This window comes from Algirhabdus cladophorae (assembly GCF_044772865.1).
Classification (GTDB): Bacteria; Pseudomonadota; Alphaproteobacteria; order Rhodobacterales; family Rhodobacteraceae; genus Algirhabdus; species Algirhabdus cladophorae.
Genome location: NZ_CP173029.1, coordinates 2452142 through 2469073 on the forward strand (window position 1 = coordinate 2452142; position 16932 = coordinate 2469073).

Here is a 16932-nt window from a genome sequence, read left to right on the forward strand (position 1 = left end):
CGTTAAGATCTGGCAGCGATTAATGCTGCAACGCAGCGTCAGCCGTCGATTTTGCTGAGGTTGGCGACCGACGCACATGTGGCCCGGATCCGGTGCAACAGGTTCAAACGGTTGCGGCGCACGATCTCGGTATCAGCGTTAACTTGAACGGCCTCAAAAAACGCGTCAATTGGTGCGCGCAAGGATGCCATTGCTGACATGGCTGTGGTGAAATCCTCGGCGGCCAATGCAGGTTTGATCGTCTCATCTGCCAAATCCAGCGCTTTGAACAAGGCCACTTCCGCGCCTTGCTCGGCGAACTTGATGTCGGCCCCAAAGGAGTATTCGACGCCGTCCTTGGCTTCTGCTTGAGTGAGGATATTGTTGGCGCGTTTGTAGCCTTGGATCAGGTTTTTACCGTCCTCAGTTTTCAGAGTTTCCGACAGGGCCGTGGCTCGTTTCACAAGTAAGGTCAGATCATCGTTGCCGTCCATCTCTAGGCAAGCATCTATCACATCATGGCTGATCCCGCGATCGCGCAGATAGACCTTCAGACGGTCTTGGGTGAATTTGAAAAGGTCATCGGGGTCAGAACCTTCGTAACCTTTGCCAAAGGAATCAATCAAATTGAGGCGCAGATTATTCTCAAGCACCAACCGGATCACCCCAAGGGCCGAGCGGCGCAGGGCAAAGGGGTCTTTGGAACCTGTGGGTTTCTCATCAATCGCCCAAAAACCAGTCAGTAGATCGATTTTGTCGGCCAAGGCCACAGCAACCGAAACAGGCGTTGTCGGCACGTCGTCTGAGGGACCGAGCGGAGAATAATGTTCCTCACAAGCGGCGGCAACATCAGCGTCACGGCCCGCAGCCAGCGCGTAATAGCGGCCCATTAGGCCCTGAAGTTCGGGGAATTCATAGACCATTTCAGACGACAGATCCGCCTTGGCGATCATGGCCGCCTGTCGGGCTTTGTCAACGTCCGCGCCCACGGACGGGGCCAGTTCAGCGGCCAGATCCGCGATGCGCGTGATCCGTTCGGCTTGGGTGCCCAATTTGTTGTGGAAGGTGACGTTTTCCAGCGATTTGGTCCATGCTTCCATACCGGATTTGGCCGTACGCAGGTCATTTTCCCAAAAGAATTTTGCGTCGGCCAACCGCGCCGAAAGGACCTTTTGGTTACCCGCCAAAATCGTCGCCCCATCATCGGCGGTTTTAACATTGGCTACGGTGATAAACCGTTCAATCCGGTCGGTCTTGGGATTGCGAACAGAAAAGAATTTCTGATGCTCTTTCATGGAGGTTTGCAAAACTTCAGCGGGCAGTTCCAAAAACTCCGCGTCAATCGAGCCCATCAACACCACGGGATGTTCCACCAGCCCTGCGACCTCGGCCAGCAGGCCTTTGTCTTCGACCACCTCTAACCCATTGGCAAAGGCTTGGTTCGTGGCATCAGCCCAGATGTGATCTGCCCGCTCGGTCGCATCCAACATCACATGAGCGCGTGCCAATTTCGTGGCATAGTCGTCAAAATCACTGACGGAGAACGCATCCGGCGCCATGAAACGATGGCCACGGGTCTGATCACCAGAGACAATGCCGTCTACATCCAAAGGCACAACTTCAGCGCCGTCTTCACGGGTCAAAATGCACAGGATCGACTGCAAGGGCCGCACCCAACGTAAGCTGCCCGTCCCCCAGCGCATGGATTTGGGCCAAGGGAACACACGAATGGTTTTTTCCAAAACCTCAGCCACGATATCTGCCGCAGGACGACCGGGTTTTTCGATGACAGCGTAATAGGTCTGGCCCTTTTTATCGTCGCGCACCTCAAGCTGGTCTTTGGTCAGACCTGCGCCGCGCAAGAACCCGTCCAACGCCTTTTCAGGGGCATCGGTGCGCGGGCCTTTGCGTTCCTCTCGGGTATCAGGCGAACGGTCCGGCAGATCCGCAAGCGCCAGCGTTAGACGGCGGGGTGTGGAAAAGCTGCGCGCGCCTGCATAGGTCAGACCTGCGTCAACCAAGCTGTCCGTGACCAGTTTTTGCAGATCAGCGGCTGCTTTGGATTGCATCCGCGCCGGGATTTCTTCGGAAAAGAGTTCAATCAGCAGATCAGACATCAGCGTAGGCCTTCTGGGGGTGTGGGGCAGTCTTCTGGGGCGGGCTGGCCGTCGAACACGACTTCACCGCAGGCGTTTATCTGATGCCACGCAAAGCCGCGACCATCGTCAAACACAGCTATCACACGGTCGATCCCGTATTCGACGTTTTCTGTGCCCATAAAAACCACGGCTTCGCCAGTTTCGATGGCCGCACCGATGGCATCAGCGTCAAAACACTCGAACCAGCCCGGAGCGACGCGGGGTTCTGCAACCTCATAGGTGACGTAGGTCTCGGTCATCATCGAAATCGATTGAGGCGTGGTAAAACAGGCGCGGTAGCGCAGGGGCGAGCTATCGGCATCGATAGCCTCAAACGCCTCATAGAGGATCGGCTCGGGGGCATTGCCGACAAGGGTGGTCATTTGCACCGACTGCTCTGGCACGTCCGAGACCGTATCGTAATAGGCATAGACCTGCAGATAATACATCGCAGCACCGGCGATCAAAGCTAACACAAGCATACCCCCTAAAAGTATCCGGGCCATCAGGCCGCCCCACCCGCGCGGGTTTGCACAAAGGCATCGGCGCATTGTTTGGCTAAGGCCCGAACGCGCCCGATATAGGCTTGCCGTTCGGTGACGGAGATCACGCCGCGCGCGTCTAGCAAGTTGAACAGATGGCTGGCCTTGATGCATTGGTCATAGGCTGGATGGGCCATGATGATGGTTTTGCCGGTTTTGGGATCCAGATGTTCGTGGCCAAGAATTGCCTGACATTCCGCTTCAGCATCTTTGAAGTGTTGCAACAGATCGTCCGTATTGGCCACGTCAAAGTTCCAGCGCGCATATTCTTCTTCGGTCTGTTTGAAGACATCACCGTAGCTCAGCGCGATAGGCGCGTCGGGATCATTGAATGGCATGTCCATCACATGATCGACGCCCAACACATACATGGCCAGTCGTTCCAATCCATAAGTCAGCTCGCCCGAGACAGGTTTGCAATCGTGACCACCGACCTGTTGGAAATAAGTGAACTGGCTGACTTCCATCCCGTCGCACCAAACCTCCCAACCAAGACCCCATGCGCCCAAAGTTGGGCTTTCCCAATCGTCCTCTACAAAACGTATATCGTGCAAGGCCATGTCGATGCCGATGGCCTGAAGGCTACCCAGATAAAGCTCTTGCAAATCGGGGGGGCTGGGTTTGATCAGAACCTGATATTGATAGTAGTGCTGCAAACGGTTTGGGTTTTCGCCGTAGCGGCCATCCGTAGGACGGCGCGACGGTTGCACATAGGCCGCAGCCCAAGGGTTTGAGCCAAGCGAACGTAGCGTTGTCGCCGGATGAAACGTCCCAGCGCCCACTTCCATGTCATAGGGCTGCATCACAGCACAGCCTTTTGCAGCCCAATAGGACTGCAAACGAAGGATGATTTCCTGAAAACTGCGGGGCTTTTCAGCAAGGGCCATGAGGGTCATTCCAATGAGACGGCATAATCGCCTCCCTCCTATCGGGGTGGGCAGTTGGGGTCAATTGCGGGTGCGCATTTGGCCTCAAAATCGCCGGTTAATGCCAGCCAAGCAAAATGTCCATTTCAACCTAAAGATGCTCGGCAAAATTCATGTAAAATTTAGCGTGCACCAGTGGCAAAACATGGTGGTCTTTGGCAGGTTTAGCACTTATCTTTGCGGAAATTTAAAGACACGCTGGGCCGGGTCAAATCACCAAGGGATAGCAATGCAACGCGCCACTACGATTTTAGTATCTTCATTTGTTTGGGTTTTGTTTGCCTTTGGCGCTGCTGCACAAACCGTTTGGGTTCAAATTGAAGCCCAACCCACCTTGGCCCAAGCCCAGGAACGTGTACGCGACTATTCCCGTTTTTTGCCTGATGTTAACGGGTTTGCCTTGCCCGGCGGGTGGTACGCCATCGCACTAGGCCCCTATGAACCAGACACCGCGAGCCAACGACTGCGTCAGTTGCGCGCGGGCGGGGATGTGCCGCTGGACAGCTTTGTGGCGTTGGGCACCGCATTCCGGCAACAGTTTTGGCCAATTGGCGGCGCTGCGGCCGTAGTTCAGCCGCAACCACCAGCACCGGAAACCGTGACGGAAGAAGTGCCCGTCGCCCAAGCCGAGCCCGAGCAACCCGTTATCGAGATCTACGAACCTGATGAGACCGTGCAACAGGCCCGCCGCAGCGAACGCGCTTTGGGCGTTGAGGGCAAGAAACGCCTGCAAGAAGCATTGAAATGGGCCGGCGTCTATGGCGGGGCTATTGATGGTCTTTATGGCCAAGCCACACGCAGCTCCATGGCGGCCTACCAAGCTGAACAGGACTGGCCCGCCACGGGCGTTTTGACCGCAGGTCAACGGGCGGTACTATTTGCCGATTATAACGCCGTACTCGAAGGGCTAGGCTTAAAAATTGTCGAAGATGTTGATGCAGGTATTTCGATCAATATGCCCACTGCATTGGTGAAATTTGACCGGTTCGAGCCACCCTTTGTGCATTATTCAACAGCAGATGCGACCGTCCCCAAGGTGCTATTGATCAGCCAGCGTGGCGATCAGAATGCCTTTTTGGGCCTTTATGATATTCTGCAAACTCTCGAAGTTGTGCCATTGGACGGGCCTCGCAACCGGACCAATTCCAGTTTCGAAATCAACGGTTCAAATGAGACTTTGACGTCTTTCACCTTCGCCGAGCGCCGCCGCGACCAGATCAAGGGCTTTATCCTTGTCTGGCCCACAGGAAACACAGCGCAGTTTGACCGCCTGAAAGCCGAGATGCGCGCAAGTTTCCGCGCCACAGAAGGCGTCTTGGACGAGGATCTCAGTGATCCTTCGGCACAAGCCCCTGATTTGCTGGCTGGTTTAGATATTCGACAGCCTTTGATGTCGCGCAGCGGTTTTTTCGCAGATGCACGCGGTACCGTAGTTACCACGGCCTCTGCCATTCAAAGCTGCGGGCGGATCACTTTGGACGACACCTACGAGGCTTCAGTTTCCTACTCGGACGCAGCAAGCGGAATCGCCGTTTTGACGCCCACAACCGAACTGGCACCCGCCAGCTTTGCCAATTTTCAGTCTGAGACCCCGCGTTTGGCCTCGGATGTTGCGGTGTCGGGGTACTCTTACGACGGGCTATTGGGTGCGCCGACCGTGACCTTTGGTATACTTGCCGATATTCGCGACTTGTCGGGCAATACCAAACTGGACCGATTGGCGATGATGGCCTTACCCGGAGACGCAGGGGGCCCGGTCTTTGACCGTGGTGGCGCCGTATTGGGGATGTTGTTGCCCCGCGACGACAGCACTGGCCGCCAATTGCCACAAGACGTGCAGTTCAGTGTCGACGCCAGCGAAATTGGCGCAGCATTGACCCAAGCAGGCAGTGCACCCGTGCAAGTGGCCCGCGCACAAAACATCGCCGCCGAAGATTTGCGGGATCAGGCGCGCGGCATCACTGTCTTGGTCAGCTGCTGGGAATAGCCCTAGTCCGTCACTGCAGGCGTCATATGGATCATGGTAGGCCCGCCTGCGGCAAAACCTGCAACTATGGCCTCTTGGAATTCAGCGATCGTGGTTGGGCGAACGTAACCCATGCCGTAGGCCTGTGCCAATAGATCGAAATCGGGATTTTGCGCCACCACAGCATTTGGGGCAATCTGCGCGCCGCGCATGCTATCCTCGATTTCCTTGAGCTTGCCGTTGTCCCACAGCAAGATCGGCAGGCTCAGCCCCAGCTCAACTGCTGTTGCAAGTTCCTGCACTGTGTATTGGAAACCGTAGTCGCCGATAATGGCCAAAACCGGATCCGCCCCTCGCCCCACTTTGCCGCCAATTGCCGCTGGAACAGCGTAGCCAAGGGTCCCAAAGCCGCTAGGATGATGCCAAGATCCGGGTGTGTTTTGCGGCATCACTTCTTTGGCGACATAAGCAAATTGCGTCATATCCGAAAACACCATGACATCCTCGGGCAGGACTGCGGCCAAGGCCTCGCATAGTGGAACAATGCCCGGGCGTTCTGCATCGGTTTCACCGCGCCACCTTTGTCGGGCCGCCGCAACCTCGGCCTGCGACCAGCCAGTGCTGGCGGGCGCGTCATAGGATTGCACAACACGGTTCAAGGTGTCTTGCGCATCGGCCAAAATCGACAATACCGGCGCGCCTTGCTGATCGCTTAGAACCGCCGGATCAATATCCACGCGGATCATGGGCGCCGTATGGCCAAGTTTATCGCGCCACAGATCAACCTCGGACAGATGGCTGCCGATAACGACAACCAAGTCAGCCGAGGCAATGATTTCAGCGCTTTGAGGTCGCGCCAATGTGGCATCAAAAGCCAGCGGATCCTGCGGATCCACCACACCGCGCCCAGCGTAGCTTACAAAGGATGCAGCGCCTGTGGCCTTGAGCAGGGCACGGGCCGGATCGGCCGCAGCAGCAGACCCGCCACCAAATATAAACAACGGTCGCGTGGCCCCTGCCAAAAGATCGCAGAACTGCCGGACATATGCCTCGGATGTCGTGGGCAGATCGCCCTCAGGGGCCGCCTGAGGGGCCGCAGGTGCTGCGGCTTGCAACACTTCAATCGGTACTTGGATATGTTTTGCCCCGGCACGCTTGGTCTGGAATTCCATCAAGGCCCGGTCAATCAATTGATAAGCACTCTGGGCGTTCATTGCGGTGCGTGACCAGTCACAAACCGTGGCTGCAGCCCCCTCTTGATCGGACATCTCGTGCAAACGGCCCCGCCCCATGCCCAAATCAGCGCGGTTGAGGCAACTCGACAGAACCAAGATCGGGACACTGTCAGATGTGGCCTGCCCCATGGGGGTCATGATGTTGCACAGCCCCGGCCCCGTGATCACGTAAGCAACGCCCGGACGCCCAGTTGCGCGCGCATAGCCATCGGCCATAAATCCCGCGCCCTGCTCGTGACGGGCCAGGACATGGGTCAAACCCGCCTCTTCTATGCCGCGATACATTTCTTGGTTATGAACCCCGGGGATACCAAAGATCACGTCCACATCACGCGCCTTCAGCATGTGCGAAATTTGGGCCCCCAACGCGCATGTTTCAGACATCAGCTTCTCCAGAAATGAGTGGTTAGAATGGCGTAGACCGCCAACAGCTCTAGTCGGCCCAGCAACATTGCCACTGCCAAAATCCATTTAGCCGCATCATTCAGCCCGCCAAAGTTTCCTGCAGGACCAATTTCCAACCCCAAACCGGGTCCGATATTGGCCAATGCAGCTGACGCGCCGGACACAGATGTGATAAAATCAAGACCCGTCATGCCCAGCAAAATCGCAATCACGCCAAGGGTTACAACAAAGAGCAACAAGAATGACATGACCGAATTGATCACATCGTCACCCACGCGCCTGCCATCATAGCGCGGCACAAACATCCCGTTGGGCGAATGAATTTTGCGGATTTGCGCACCTACAGAGGCAAACAGCAATTGATAGCGGAAGATCTTGATCGAACAGGAGGTCGAGCCCGCACAGCCGCCGATCAAGCCTACAAAGAAAAATAACATAACGGCAAAACTGCCCCATTGCATGTAGTCCGCGCTGGCATATCCGGTACCGGTCAGGATCGAGGTTACATTGAACAGGGCTTTGCGCAGGCCCACTTCACCGCCCTGCTCTTGGTTCCAAAGATACAATGTCATAACGACAAACAAGACGGCCAAGGTCGTCAGGAACCCCCGAATTTGACTGTCTTGAAACGGGGCCCAAGGACTGCCTGAGATAAGCTGGACGTAGCGCACAAACGGTAATGCTGCGAGGATCATAAAGATTACAGCCACATATTCCGCAGCAGGTGGTAGGGCGCTAAAGGACTGATCATAGGACGAAAACCCGCCTGTGGCGACAGTGGTCATTGCATGAACGGCACTGTCGAAAAGCCCCATACCAGAAGCACGATATGACAGGCCGGCAGCAGCAGTGACTGCAAAGTAGATGACCGATATTCGACTGGATATTTCTGTGGCGCGGGGCAGGATTTTGCCAAAGGTATCAAAGCCTTCAGATCGGAAAATCTGCATCCCACCGACGCGAAGCTCGGGCAGGAACACCATGGCCACAACAATAATCCCGATGCCGCCCAACCACTGAAGGATCGCGCGCCACAAAATCAATCCGCGCGGTAACTCTTCCAAACCGGAAAACACAGTGGATCCCGTAGTCGTTAGACCAGACATCGCCTCGAAAAATGCGTCGACAAACCGAGCGTCGGTGGCACCGATGACAAATGGCATGGATCCAAACAGCGGCAGCGCCAGCCAAACACCCGTGGTCAGTAAGAAAGTCTGCTGGATTGTCAGCCCTTTCCCCACCCCGTTTGAGCAGGCAATGGCCGCCAAACCACCAGTGACAAAGGTCAAAATAGCGCTTTCCAGAAAGGCATAGGCGTTGCCGTTGGCGTCGTACCAATCAACAATCGCTGGCGCCAACATAGTCACGCCCAGCACCGCCACCAAAAGGCCGATCACATATCCAACAGGGCGTAGATCAAACATGGGGCTAGGGTTGGTCCAAGCCAGTCAGACTGTCAAGCAGGCCAATGGGCCTAGCCTACATGGAACAGTGTGTTGAACAGCTTGGGATCAAGGCTGTGGGCTGCAAATGTTGGGCCTTCGGTTAACACACTCACTGCGTCATGGCTGTGCAGGCTTTCTTGATGGCTCGCGATCACGCGAAAATCGCCGATCCGCGGATCTTGCTGTAGTTTTTCACAAAAAAGCCGCGCGGCGTCTTCGACAAAAATTGGATTGGCCGCGTTCAATTCAGCAAAAGCCTGTTCGTCCTCGCGTTTGACCATGACCTGGGTCTCGGTTGGGACGGCAGCGCGACACATGTCGATCAAATCCTCGAACCAAAGGCGTTCACACGCAGGCGTCATTTCAACCGATACGCGCGCCACAGAGCGTTGCGAATGCGGCGTTGCAAGCTGGCCACGAAACTGGCGTGCATGCTCGCTCAGTTCTAATGAACAGGGGCAGGTCGAGGAATAGACATAGTCTAAATGGATAAACTTTTGGCGCACGCCATCTTTTTCCACCAATTCGAGCGCTACATCGTAATATTGAAAGCCTTCAAGGCCAGACCGCAGGGATTTGACCCGCATAGGGTAGGAAAATCGCATTTGTATACGGGCGTCGAAGCTTTCCAAATCGGCCTTATAGTCCTCAAGCGCGCTTTCGATGACGCCTGTGCTAAAGGTGCGATCCGCATATTTGTAGAAAGTGCGCATGATCCGCGACATGTTGATGCCCTTCTTTTCTGCCTCTAGCGACACGGTGCCGGTGACCGAAGTCTCCAACTGAATGTCGCCCCCATCGCGGGCCCGAAACCGGATCGGCAGGCGGAAGTTAGAAATACCAACATGCTGGATTTGTTGCTGCGCCCCTTTGATCAAGGACGATGGCCCGTTTTGCAAATCCGGCAACGTCGCCTTGTAGGCATCGTCTACGGCGAAATCCTCGGGATAGGCGCGGGCAAGGGCGGGATAGTTCAGCAATTCCTCGCGTGGGATCAGTTTGGACACCAAAGGATCCAGTTCCGCGATTTCACTGTCCGATGAGACATCAGCCCAGCGCCGAAGGGTCGCCAAAGCGGCCTCTGCCTCTTCGCGACTTGGATCTTGGTCCAGTTCAGACGAATGGATGTTCATAAGCGCCCCCCTTAGAGCCTGCGCACCCCCTAAGATAGGCATAAGCCCCTAGGATTTCCAGTTTTACCTGCAAAATCGGCACAGGCAGATCCTAATCAAGGCAGTTCAACGCCTGTTGGAAATCTTCCAGCAAATCATCAGCATCTTCCAGTCCAATACTTATGCGCAACAGGCCCGGCGTGATCCCAAGCGACGCGCGCTGGTCCTCGCTAAGGCGTTGATGCGTGGTGGTCGCGGGATGGGTGACAATGGATTTGGCATCGCCCAAATTGTTGGAGATCGTGAAAATCTGCAGTTTATTCATGACCTTAAAGGCGGCCGCTTGCCCACCCTTGACGTCTAGCGCTACAACAGTCCCACCTTTGTCCATCTGGGCCTTGGACAATTCATAAGCCGGATGGTCCTGCAAATGTGGGAAGATAACATTGGCCAGCCCGACGTGCCCCTGCAGTCCTTGGGCAAAATGCAGCGCCGTATCGGCCTGCGCATTTACCCGCAATTCCATGGTTTCTAACCCCTTGAGCATGATCCAAGCGGTAAACGGACTCATCGCGCCACCAGTGTGTTTGAGATAAGGCTCAACCGTTTTGCGAATAAACTCGCGGGTGCCCAGAATTATGCCCCCCAAAGCGCGGCCCTGCCCGTCCATATGTTTGGTTGCAGAATAGACGATCACATCAGCGCCCAGTTCGGCTGCTTTGGAAAACACAGGCGTTGAAAAGACGTTGTCGACAATAACCGTGGCACCCACAGCATGGGCCAGATCCGAAACGGCTTTGATATCAACAACGTCCAAGGTCGGGTTTGAAAGAGATTCAAAGAACACCGCCTTGGTGTCGGGCCGCAGGGCCGCTTGCCAAGCAGCCAAATCATCGCCATCGACAAAGGTCACATCGACGCCATATCGTGGCAAAATATCCTCGAGAATATACAGGCAAGACCCAAACAAGGCCTTTGACGACACAACATGGTCGCCGGCCTTTAGCATCGATGTCAGTGCACCGTTGACCGCCGCCATGCCGCTTGCGGTGGCAAAACCGTCTTCGGTGCCTTCCAAAGCGGCGGCCCGTTCTTCAAACATCCGAACGGTTGGGTTGCCGTAGCGGGCATAAATGAACTCGTCGTCGCCAGACTGCAAAAACCGTGCCTCTGCGGCCTCGGCAGTCTCGTAGACAAAACCTTGAGTGAGAAAAATAGCCTCGCTGACCTCGCCGTATTGACTGCGACGGGTGCCAGAATGGACAGCCTTGGTGCGTTTCTTCATCGCGATCTTCCTTCTTTCCGGCCATTAGCCACAAAAAAACCCCCACCGCACAATAGACGCCGGGGGCAATCGCCCTGACCTCTTTAGCAGCATATTTAACGTGGCCCGCAATCCGGTGAAACAAATCGCCACGGTACGAGTGGGATAACGTTGGCGCATCACAGGGTCAAGAGGCCTTGGAGCGCACTGTGCCTTAATAAAACTCTTACATAGGCCATTTAAACCCGCGCTCAGGGACAAAAGAGGACTACCATCCAAGGGAGACCGTCCCATGACACTCTTGCATTTAGACGCGGTTGGCACCCAGCCCAAAATGGCCGATGGGACAGATGTGGCCACGGCCTTTGCGGCCTTACCAAGCGGTTCCAGCACTATCATTGTTTTGCTGCATGGGTTTCGATACGCACCCACGGCCCCGCATAATTCACCCCATTCCACGCTGTATTCCTTGACGCCAAACAGTCGGCTCGCCCGCGCCAATGTCAGTTGGGTCGGTGGGTTGGGTATTGAGGCCGAGGCCACAAATGGCAACCTATGCATAGGCTTCGGCTGGAATGCGCGCGGCACCATTTGGCGGGCCAACGCCCAAGCCCAAAGTGCCGCCATTGCCTTGCGGACCACCTTGCGGCTGTTGCGCGCACGCTTTGCCCACCGGCCCATTGCAATTCTGGCCCATTCGCTGGGCGCACGCGTTGCACTGGAAAGCCTTGAAGGCCTGTCCGCAGACACAGTGGCCCGTATGGTTCTTATGTCACCTGCGGTTATGCAACAGCACGCGCAAACTGCCCTGAAAACACCAGCGGGGCGCAGTACCGAGGTGATCAACATCATCAGCCGCCAAAATGACCTTTATGATGCCGCGTTGGAATGGATGCTGCATCCACGCGATGTGCAGGCCAAAGCGCTTGGCGATGGGTTGGGCCATGCTCAAAACAATTGGCTGGATATAGAGATTGATCACCCCCAAGTGTCACGGGCCCTCATGCAGATCGGCCATCCATTGGGCCCCGCGCCCGCAACGGTCTGTCACTGGTCCTGCTACACCCGCGACGGAATTTTCGATTTGTATAAGGCGATGCTCTGCAAACCGCGCGAAACGCCTTTGCCCTACTTACGCCGGCATTTGGGCCAGCCTGCAACGCCCCGGTGGTCACGATTGATCAACCCTGACCTGCGACGTATGCTCTTGCCCTTTGCGCTAAAATCCTGAAATCTGCCCGCCTGACGCATTGATTAGGACAGCGTAATGCAAGACCCGATTGACCTTTATTTTTGGCCAACCCCCAATGGCTGGAAAATTTCCATCGCCCTAGAAGAAATGGCGCTGCCCTACACGACACATTTGGTGAATATCGGTAAAGGCGATCAATTTGATCCAGCGTTTCTGGCGATAGCACCGAACAACCGGATGCCCGCGATTGTCGATCCTGATGGCCCCGAGGGCACGCCGGTTTCGATCTTTGAAAGCGGTGCTATTTTGCAATATCTGGCGCGCAAGACGGGTCAGTTTTACGGCCAAACTGCACGCGACCAAATTACTGTGGATCAGTGGTTGATGTGGCAAATGGGCGGCTTGGGGCCTATGGCCGGTCAGGCCCATCACTTTTTGAAATATGCCCCAGCCCTGGATCCTCCCAACGATCTGCCCTATGCCAAAGACCGCTACCGCGCGGAAACTGCGCGTCTTTATGGCGTTTTAGACCGACAGCTGGCCAAATCGGAATATGTGGCAGGTGACTTCTGTTCTATCGCGGACATGTCGATTTGGGGGTGGGCCAGCCTTTGGGAAGGCCAGCAGCAAACCCTAGAGGACAAACCCAATATGGCCCGTTGGTTGGACCTGATAGGCGCGCGTCCGGGCGTAATCGCAGGACGCGCCCTTTATGCCGAGTTGCGGGCTGATTTTCGCAAAGACAGTCAGGCCCAGAACCAGCTGTTCAAAAAATAGGCAAAAAATTCTTGTCTTGATCTTATTTTGGGTATTTGGTTTCGCGAAGATCACATTGCGGGGATAAATGTTCGAGACCTTCTTTGCGCCAGAAAATCTAGTGTTGATTGCCGGTGCTATTTTTACGCTGGCTTATTTGATCATCCATCAAGTTGCGATGCGCATTATCCTGCTATTTGGCTCTGGATTTTACATTTGGTATTACGCTGTTATTGCGCAAACCCCTCTGTGGGAGGCGATCTACACCAGTATCGTTATGATTTTAGCCAACGTTGTGGGATTGGTTTTGCTCTATGCACGTGGCTCGCGGTATTTTCTGCCTAAACAACATCGCGATATCTATCCCCTGTTTGATGAACTTCAGCCCGGCGATTTTCGACAGCTTCTTAGCCTTGCGGACCGCCGCGTGCTGCAAACATCCGAGGTTCTGACCCGCGAAGGTGCGCCAGTTGAAAGGCTATTTTATGTTATCTCGGGAACCATGACGATTGATAAACTGAACAATCAGTTTCGCATGCCCGCCGAGGTTTTTGTAGGCGAAGTTGCCTATCTAACCAACCGCCCTGCCACCGCAACAACCTACTTGCCCGAAGGGGCCGAAGTGTTGGAATGGGATGTGCAGGCCCTGCGCCGCAAAGCATCGCGCAAGCCGCGGTTCAAAATGGCCTTGGAGGCGATGATTTCACAGGATTTGGCACAAAAGGTTGCCGTAGCCGTGGCCCCTGCCATAGCAGAAGACCTCATGGCTGCACGTCCCGTCCGTGCGAAACGCGCGACCTAGTCTTCAGTTTCAGGTTCGATCATATATTTTTGTAGCCCGATAATCTGGGTCCACAAAAAGACGAACAACAGGACCGGAAACGCAAAGGTTTCTATCTTGACCCAAGCATCCGTAGACATCGTGCGCCAAACAATTTCATTCGCCACCGCGAGCACTGCAAACCCAAGGCACAAGCGCTTTGTTAAGATCATCCAGCCTTCGGGGTGCATCGGCATCATTTCAGCCATGATCCATTCCAGATAGGATTTGCGCTGCAACAGGCCAATACCAAGAATAATCGCAAAAATCCCATAAATGATGCTGGTTTTCATCTTAAAGAACCGCTCATCGTTGAAATATGCGGTTAATCCACCAAAGAAAATGACCATGAATGCGGTAAAGATCTGCATCCGGCTGAGTTTACCGCTGAGGAACCACATAACCCCCATGGCAAGCAAAATGATCGGCACAAAAATGAGGGTCGCCACGATAAACCCACTGTATTCCGTTCCGCCGATAACAAAGGTGTCTTCTTTGATCCGCAAGTAGATCACAAAAAAGATCAGAGTTGGACCAAGCTCCAGAACCTGTTTGAGAATTGGATTGATTTTACGTTCGCTCATGGTGTCCTCGTCCTATCCGCCCAGTTCCACTATCACAGCGCCCAGCGCAATCAATGCCATCAGGCCCGCGCGTTTTGGGCCGACCGGCTCTTTTAGGAACAACCAGCCGATAATGGCGGCAAAAACTGTGGATGTTTCGCGCAGGATAGCCGCCTCGCCCACCTTATCAAGGCGCGTGGCCAACATGATCGAGCCAAAGCTGGCAAAGGCCATAAATGCGCCGATCACACCGCGTGTCATCAAAGGGCCCAAAGCCGGTCGATTAGGATCTTTCAGCCATAAACGGGCGGCCACAACGGGCATAAACACACCATCAATTACAAAAAACCATGCCAGAAACGTGAACGGATCTGCTGTGGCCCGGATCCCATAGGCGTCGAAGGTCGTATAAAGCGCCACGAAGAGCCCAGTCACAAAGGCGATGCCCAACGCCGCGATAAGGATGCCACGATCCAAGACCGTTTGGCGCAAATTATATCCTGCCAGTCCAAAGATCCCCATAAGCAAGACAGCGACCCCACCCCACTGTATCAAGGTGAAGGTTTCCTCAAACAACAGATAGGCGCCAATCACCGTAAAGAGCGGCCCCGTGCCGCGCACCACGGGATAGACCACCGTGTAGGCCCCTTTGGAATAGGCCCAGCTTTGCAAGACTTTATAGGCGACGTGTATGACGAAAACGCCTGCAAAGATTGGCCACATATGCGCCTCGGGCCAAGGCACCACGAATAATGCAAACGGCAGGGCCATTGCAAAATAGCTGATGTCGATGGCACCACGGGTCAGCCAAGGATCATGGCGACCCTTTTGTAATGCGCCAAAGCCTGCGTGCAACACAGCCGCCAGTAGCGCCAGCATAAGGGCGACTTGGTGACCTTGCGCGGTTCCCTCTAGACTGATCAGCCATTGGCTCATGAAGCATCCGTATGGATTTAGGTATTTTAGACTAAAGAAACCTTAGTCGAGCCCTGTCAAAGCCTTCGCAAAGTCTTCGGGATCAAAGGGGGCCAAATCATCAATTTGTTCACCCACGCCAATGGCATGAATGGGCAGGCCGAATTTATCCGCCAAGGCCACCAGAACACCGCCTTTGGCCGTGCCGTCCAGTTTGGTCATCACAAGGCCGCTGACATCTGCAAGCTTTTGGAAGGTTTCGACCTGACCCAGCGCGTTTTGGCCCGTTGTGGCATCCAAGACCAGCAAGGTGTTGTGCGGCGCTGTTTCATCTTTTTTGCGGATAACGCGCACGATTTTGGACAGCTCTTCCATGAGATCTGCGCGGTTTTGCAATCGCCCAGCTGTATCGATCAGCAACAGATCCGCCCCGTCGGTCTCGGCTTTAACCATGGCATCAAACGCGAGACTTGCGGGATCAGATCCCTCAGGCGCGGTGAGAACCGGAACACCGGCGCGATCTCCCCAGACTTGCAATTGCTCCACAGCGGCGGCGCGGAATGTGTCACCTGCGGCGATCACAACTGATTTTCCAGCTGCTTTGAACTGGCTTGCCAATTTGCCGATGGTTGTGGTTTTGCCCGAGCCGTTGACACCCACGACCAGTACAACTTGCGGTTTGCGCGGATAAAGCGGCATGGGTTTTGCAACGCTTTCCATGATCCGCGTCACTTCGGTGGACATCAGTTCCTTGATCTCGTGCGTGCTCAGTTTGGTGCCAAACCTGCCTTCGGCCATGTTGGCCGTGACCCGCAAAGCTGTATCCACGCCCATGTCGGCGCTGATCAACAACTCCTCTAATTGCTCAAGCATGTCGTCGTCCAACACCCGTCGTGTGACAACCTTAGTGTCCTTGCGCCCCATGAGGCGTCCGAAAAAACCAGGCTTTGCGGGTTTTTCGTCTTTGGGTTCAGGTACTGAAGTTGTTGCAGTCGCAACAATTGCGGCGGCAGCAGCAGTGCCAGTATCGTTGCCCGAGTTAGTGCCCGTGTCGGCGCCTGTGTCGGCACTCGTGTCCGCCAAGGGCGCCGGTTTTTCAGCAGGCTCAGCCCCTCTCGGCGCATCCGTTGGATACGCCTGCCGGTCGGCGGTCTCGGCAAGGCCGACACCTTGCTCAGGCTCAGCCCCTCTCGGCGCATCCGTTGGATGCGCCTGCCGGTCGGCGGTCTCGGCAAGGCCGACACCTTGCTCAGGCTCAGGCTCAGGCTCAGGCTCAGGCTCAGGCTCAGGCTCAGGCTCAGGCTCAGGCTCAGGCTCAGGCTCAGGCTCAGGCTCAGGCTCAGGCTCAGGCTCAGGCTCAGGAGACGGTTCGATTTGCGCTATGGGGTCAAGTGGTATTTCTTCAGCACCGGGCGTTGGATCTTCTTCTTGCGGTGCTTCAACTATGTCTTGAACAACCTCTTGCTCACCACCATCCTCAACGATCGCGTCCAGACCTTCTTCGATTTTAGAAGAGGACTTGAACAAACGTTCCTTGAGTTTTTTGAAAAACGCCATCGAGGGACACCCTTATTGCTGCATCATCCACCTAATACGCCTGATCGGAATTGAAAAGATTACAGGCATTTTAGTTGCGATCTCTGACGATCGTTTACCAGATCGAAACGTAGTGTC

General features: G+C 55.1%; 14 protein-coding genes and 1 riboswitch. Of the genes, 4 read left to right on the forward strand and 10 right to left on the reverse strand.

Annotation, left to right across the window (positions count from 1 at the left end; all coding sequences use genetic code 11):
* Positions 1-38: 38 nt before the first annotated feature.
* From glyS to ACIRQ6_RS11730, 3 genes are read right to left on the reverse strand one after another with little or no spacing between them, the layout of a single operon-like run.
* The gene (glyS, locus tag ACIRQ6_RS11720; protein ID WP_420860772.1) at positions 39-2096 is read right to left on the reverse strand and encodes a glycine--tRNA ligase subunit beta; all 2058 of its coding nucleotides are present in this window, start codon (positions 2094-2096) and stop codon (positions 39-41) included.
* Positions 2096-2623, reverse strand: a complete 528-nt coding sequence (locus ACIRQ6_RS11725; protein WP_420860773.1) for a DUF6446 family protein — start codon at positions 2621-2623, stop codon at positions 2096-2098. The genes glyS and ACIRQ6_RS11725 overlap by 1 nt, the downstream gene beginning before the upstream one ends.
* Complete coding sequence (locus ACIRQ6_RS11730) at positions 2623-3546, reverse strand: glycine--tRNA ligase subunit alpha (RefSeq protein WP_420860774.1); 924 nt, start codon at positions 3544-3546, stop codon at positions 2623-2625. Before ACIRQ6_RS11730 ends, ACIRQ6_RS11725 begins: the two co-directional genes overlap by 1 nt.
* Before the next feature lie 268 nt (positions 3547-3814).
* Here ACIRQ6_RS11730 and ACIRQ6_RS11735 point away from each other — a divergent pair, with 268 nt between their 5' ends.
* Positions 3815-5572 carry a trypsin-like peptidase domain-containing protein gene (locus ACIRQ6_RS11735; protein WP_420860775.1) on the forward strand — a complete coding sequence of 586 codons (1758 nt, stop codon included), beginning with the start codon at positions 3815-3817 and terminating at the stop codon, positions 5570-5572.
* Positions 5573-5574: 2 nt separating this feature from the next.
* Here ACIRQ6_RS11735 and ACIRQ6_RS11740 read toward each other — a convergent pair whose 3' ends face one another.
* The 4 genes from ACIRQ6_RS11740 to metZ form a co-directional block, all read right to left on the reverse strand.
* Positions 5575-7170: a 5-guanidino-2-oxopentanoate decarboxylase gene (locus ACIRQ6_RS11740; protein ID WP_420860776.1), complete on the reverse strand. Its 1596-nt coding sequence runs from the start codon at positions 7168-7170 to the stop codon at positions 5575-5577.
* Positions 7170-8615 (reverse strand): TrkH family potassium uptake protein, encoded by a 1446-nt coding sequence (locus ACIRQ6_RS11745; protein WP_420860777.1) that lies wholly within the window; start codon positions 8613-8615, stop codon positions 7170-7172. Before ACIRQ6_RS11745 ends, ACIRQ6_RS11740 begins: the two co-directional genes overlap by 1 nt.
* A 50-nt stretch (positions 8616-8665) precedes the next feature.
* Entirely contained in the window at positions 8666-9769 is a 1104-nt protein-coding gene (folE2, locus tag ACIRQ6_RS11750; protein WP_420860778.1) for a GTP cyclohydrolase FolE2, read from the reverse strand.
* Between the two features lie 91 nt (positions 9770-9860).
* The gene (metZ, locus tag ACIRQ6_RS11755) at positions 9861-11033 is read right to left on the reverse strand and encodes an O-succinylhomoserine sulfhydrylase (protein WP_420860779.1); all 1173 of its coding nucleotides are present in this window, start codon (positions 11031-11033) and stop codon (positions 9861-9863) included.
* A gap of 62 nt (positions 11034-11095) precedes the next feature.
* Positions 11096-11175, reverse strand: a riboswitch (SAM riboswitch).
* Between the two features lie 129 nt (positions 11176-11304).
* On the opposite strand from metZ, the gene ACIRQ6_RS11760 reads away from it, so the two are divergent.
* The 3 genes from ACIRQ6_RS11760 (at position 11305) to ACIRQ6_RS11770 (ending at position 13762) form a co-directional block, all read left to right on the forward strand.
* Positions 11305-12243, forward strand: coding sequence for an alpha/beta hydrolase (locus ACIRQ6_RS11760; protein WP_420860780.1), 939 nt, complete (start codon positions 11305-11307; stop codon positions 12241-12243).
* Positions 12244-12279: 36 nt separating this feature from the next.
* Positions 12280-12981: a glutathione S-transferase N-terminal domain-containing protein gene (locus tag ACIRQ6_RS11765; RefSeq protein WP_420860781.1), complete on the forward strand. Its 702-nt coding sequence runs from the start codon at positions 12280-12282 to the stop codon at positions 12979-12981.
* Between the two features lie 67 nt (positions 12982-13048).
* Positions 13049-13762, forward strand: a complete 714-nt coding sequence (locus ACIRQ6_RS11770; RefSeq protein ID WP_420860782.1) for a cyclic nucleotide-binding domain-containing protein — start codon at positions 13049-13051, stop codon at positions 13760-13762.
* Here the strand turns inward: ACIRQ6_RS11770 and ACIRQ6_RS11775 are convergent.
* From ACIRQ6_RS11775 to ftsY, 3 genes are read right to left on the reverse strand one after another with little or no spacing between them, the layout of a single operon-like run.
* Complete coding sequence (locus tag ACIRQ6_RS11775; RefSeq protein WP_420860783.1) at positions 13759-14364, reverse strand: inner membrane-spanning protein YciB; 606 nt, start codon at positions 14362-14364, stop codon at positions 13759-13761. The genes ACIRQ6_RS11770 and ACIRQ6_RS11775 overlap by 4 nt on opposite strands.
* Before the next feature lie 12 nt (positions 14365-14376).
* Positions 14377-15279 (reverse strand): EamA family transporter, encoded by a 903-nt coding sequence (locus ACIRQ6_RS11780; RefSeq protein WP_420860784.1) that lies wholly within the window; start codon positions 15277-15279, stop codon positions 14377-14379.
* Positions 15280-15321: 42 nt separating this feature from the next.
* Positions 15322-16815 carry a signal recognition particle-docking protein FtsY gene (ftsY, locus tag ACIRQ6_RS11785; RefSeq protein WP_420860785.1) on the reverse strand — a complete coding sequence of 498 codons (1494 nt, stop codon included), beginning with the start codon at positions 16813-16815 and terminating at the stop codon, positions 15322-15324.
* Between the last annotated feature and the right edge of the window lie 117 nt (positions 16816-16932).

What these genes read in the sequence shown, in the direction of transcription:
- metZ (WP_420860779.1), bottom strand. Translation starts at nt 11,033, where the DNA reads ATGAAGAAACGCACCAAGGCTGTCCATTCTGGCACCCGTCGCAGTCAA.
- ACIRQ6_RS11765 (WP_420860781.1), top strand. Translation starts at nt 12,280, where the DNA reads ATGCAAGACCCGATTGACCTTTATTTTTGGCCAACCCCCAATGGCTGG.
- ACIRQ6_RS11760 (WP_420860780.1), top strand. Translation starts at nt 11,305, where the DNA reads ATGACACTCTTGCATTTAGACGCGGTTGGCACCCAGCCCAAAATGGCC.
- ACIRQ6_RS11740 (WP_420860776.1), bottom strand. Translation starts at nt 7,170, where the DNA reads ATGTCTGAAACATGCGCGTTGGGGGCCCAAATTTCGCACATGCTGAAG.
- ACIRQ6_RS11745 (WP_420860777.1), bottom strand. Translation starts at nt 8,615, where the DNA reads ATGTTTGATCTACGCCCTGTTGGATATGTGATCGGCCTTTTGGTGGCG.
- glyS (WP_420860772.1), bottom strand. Translation starts at nt 2,096, where the DNA reads ATGTCTGATCTGCTGATTGAACTCTTTTCCGAAGAAATCCCGGCGCGG.
- ACIRQ6_RS11770 (WP_420860782.1), top strand. Translation starts at nt 13,049, where the DNA reads ATGTTCGAGACCTTCTTTGCGCCAGAAAATCTAGTGTTGATTGCCGGT.
- ACIRQ6_RS11735 (WP_420860775.1), top strand. Translation starts at nt 3,815, where the DNA reads ATGCAACGCGCCACTACGATTTTAGTATCTTCATTTGTTTGGGTTTTG.
- ACIRQ6_RS11730 (WP_420860774.1), bottom strand. Translation starts at nt 3,546, where the DNA reads ATGGCCCTTGCTGAAAAGCCCCGCAGTTTTCAGGAAATCATCCTTCGT.
- folE2 (WP_420860778.1), bottom strand. Translation starts at nt 9,769, where the DNA reads ATGAACATCCATTCGTCTGAACTGGACCAAGATCCAAGTCGCGAAGAG.
- ACIRQ6_RS11775 (WP_420860783.1), bottom strand. Translation starts at nt 14,364, where the DNA reads ATGAGCGAACGTAAAATCAATCCAATTCTCAAACAGGTTCTGGAGCTT.
- ftsY (WP_420860785.1), bottom strand. Translation starts at nt 16,815, where the DNA reads ATGGCGTTTTTCAAAAAACTCAAGGAACGTTTGTTCAAGTCCTCTTCT.
- ACIRQ6_RS11725 (WP_420860773.1), bottom strand. Translation starts at nt 2,623, where the DNA reads ATGGCCCGGATACTTTTAGGGGGTATGCTTGTGTTAGCTTTGATCGCC.
- ACIRQ6_RS11780 (WP_420860784.1), bottom strand. Translation starts at nt 15,279, where the DNA reads ATGAGCCAATGGCTGATCAGTCTAGAGGGAACCGCGCAAGGTCACCAA.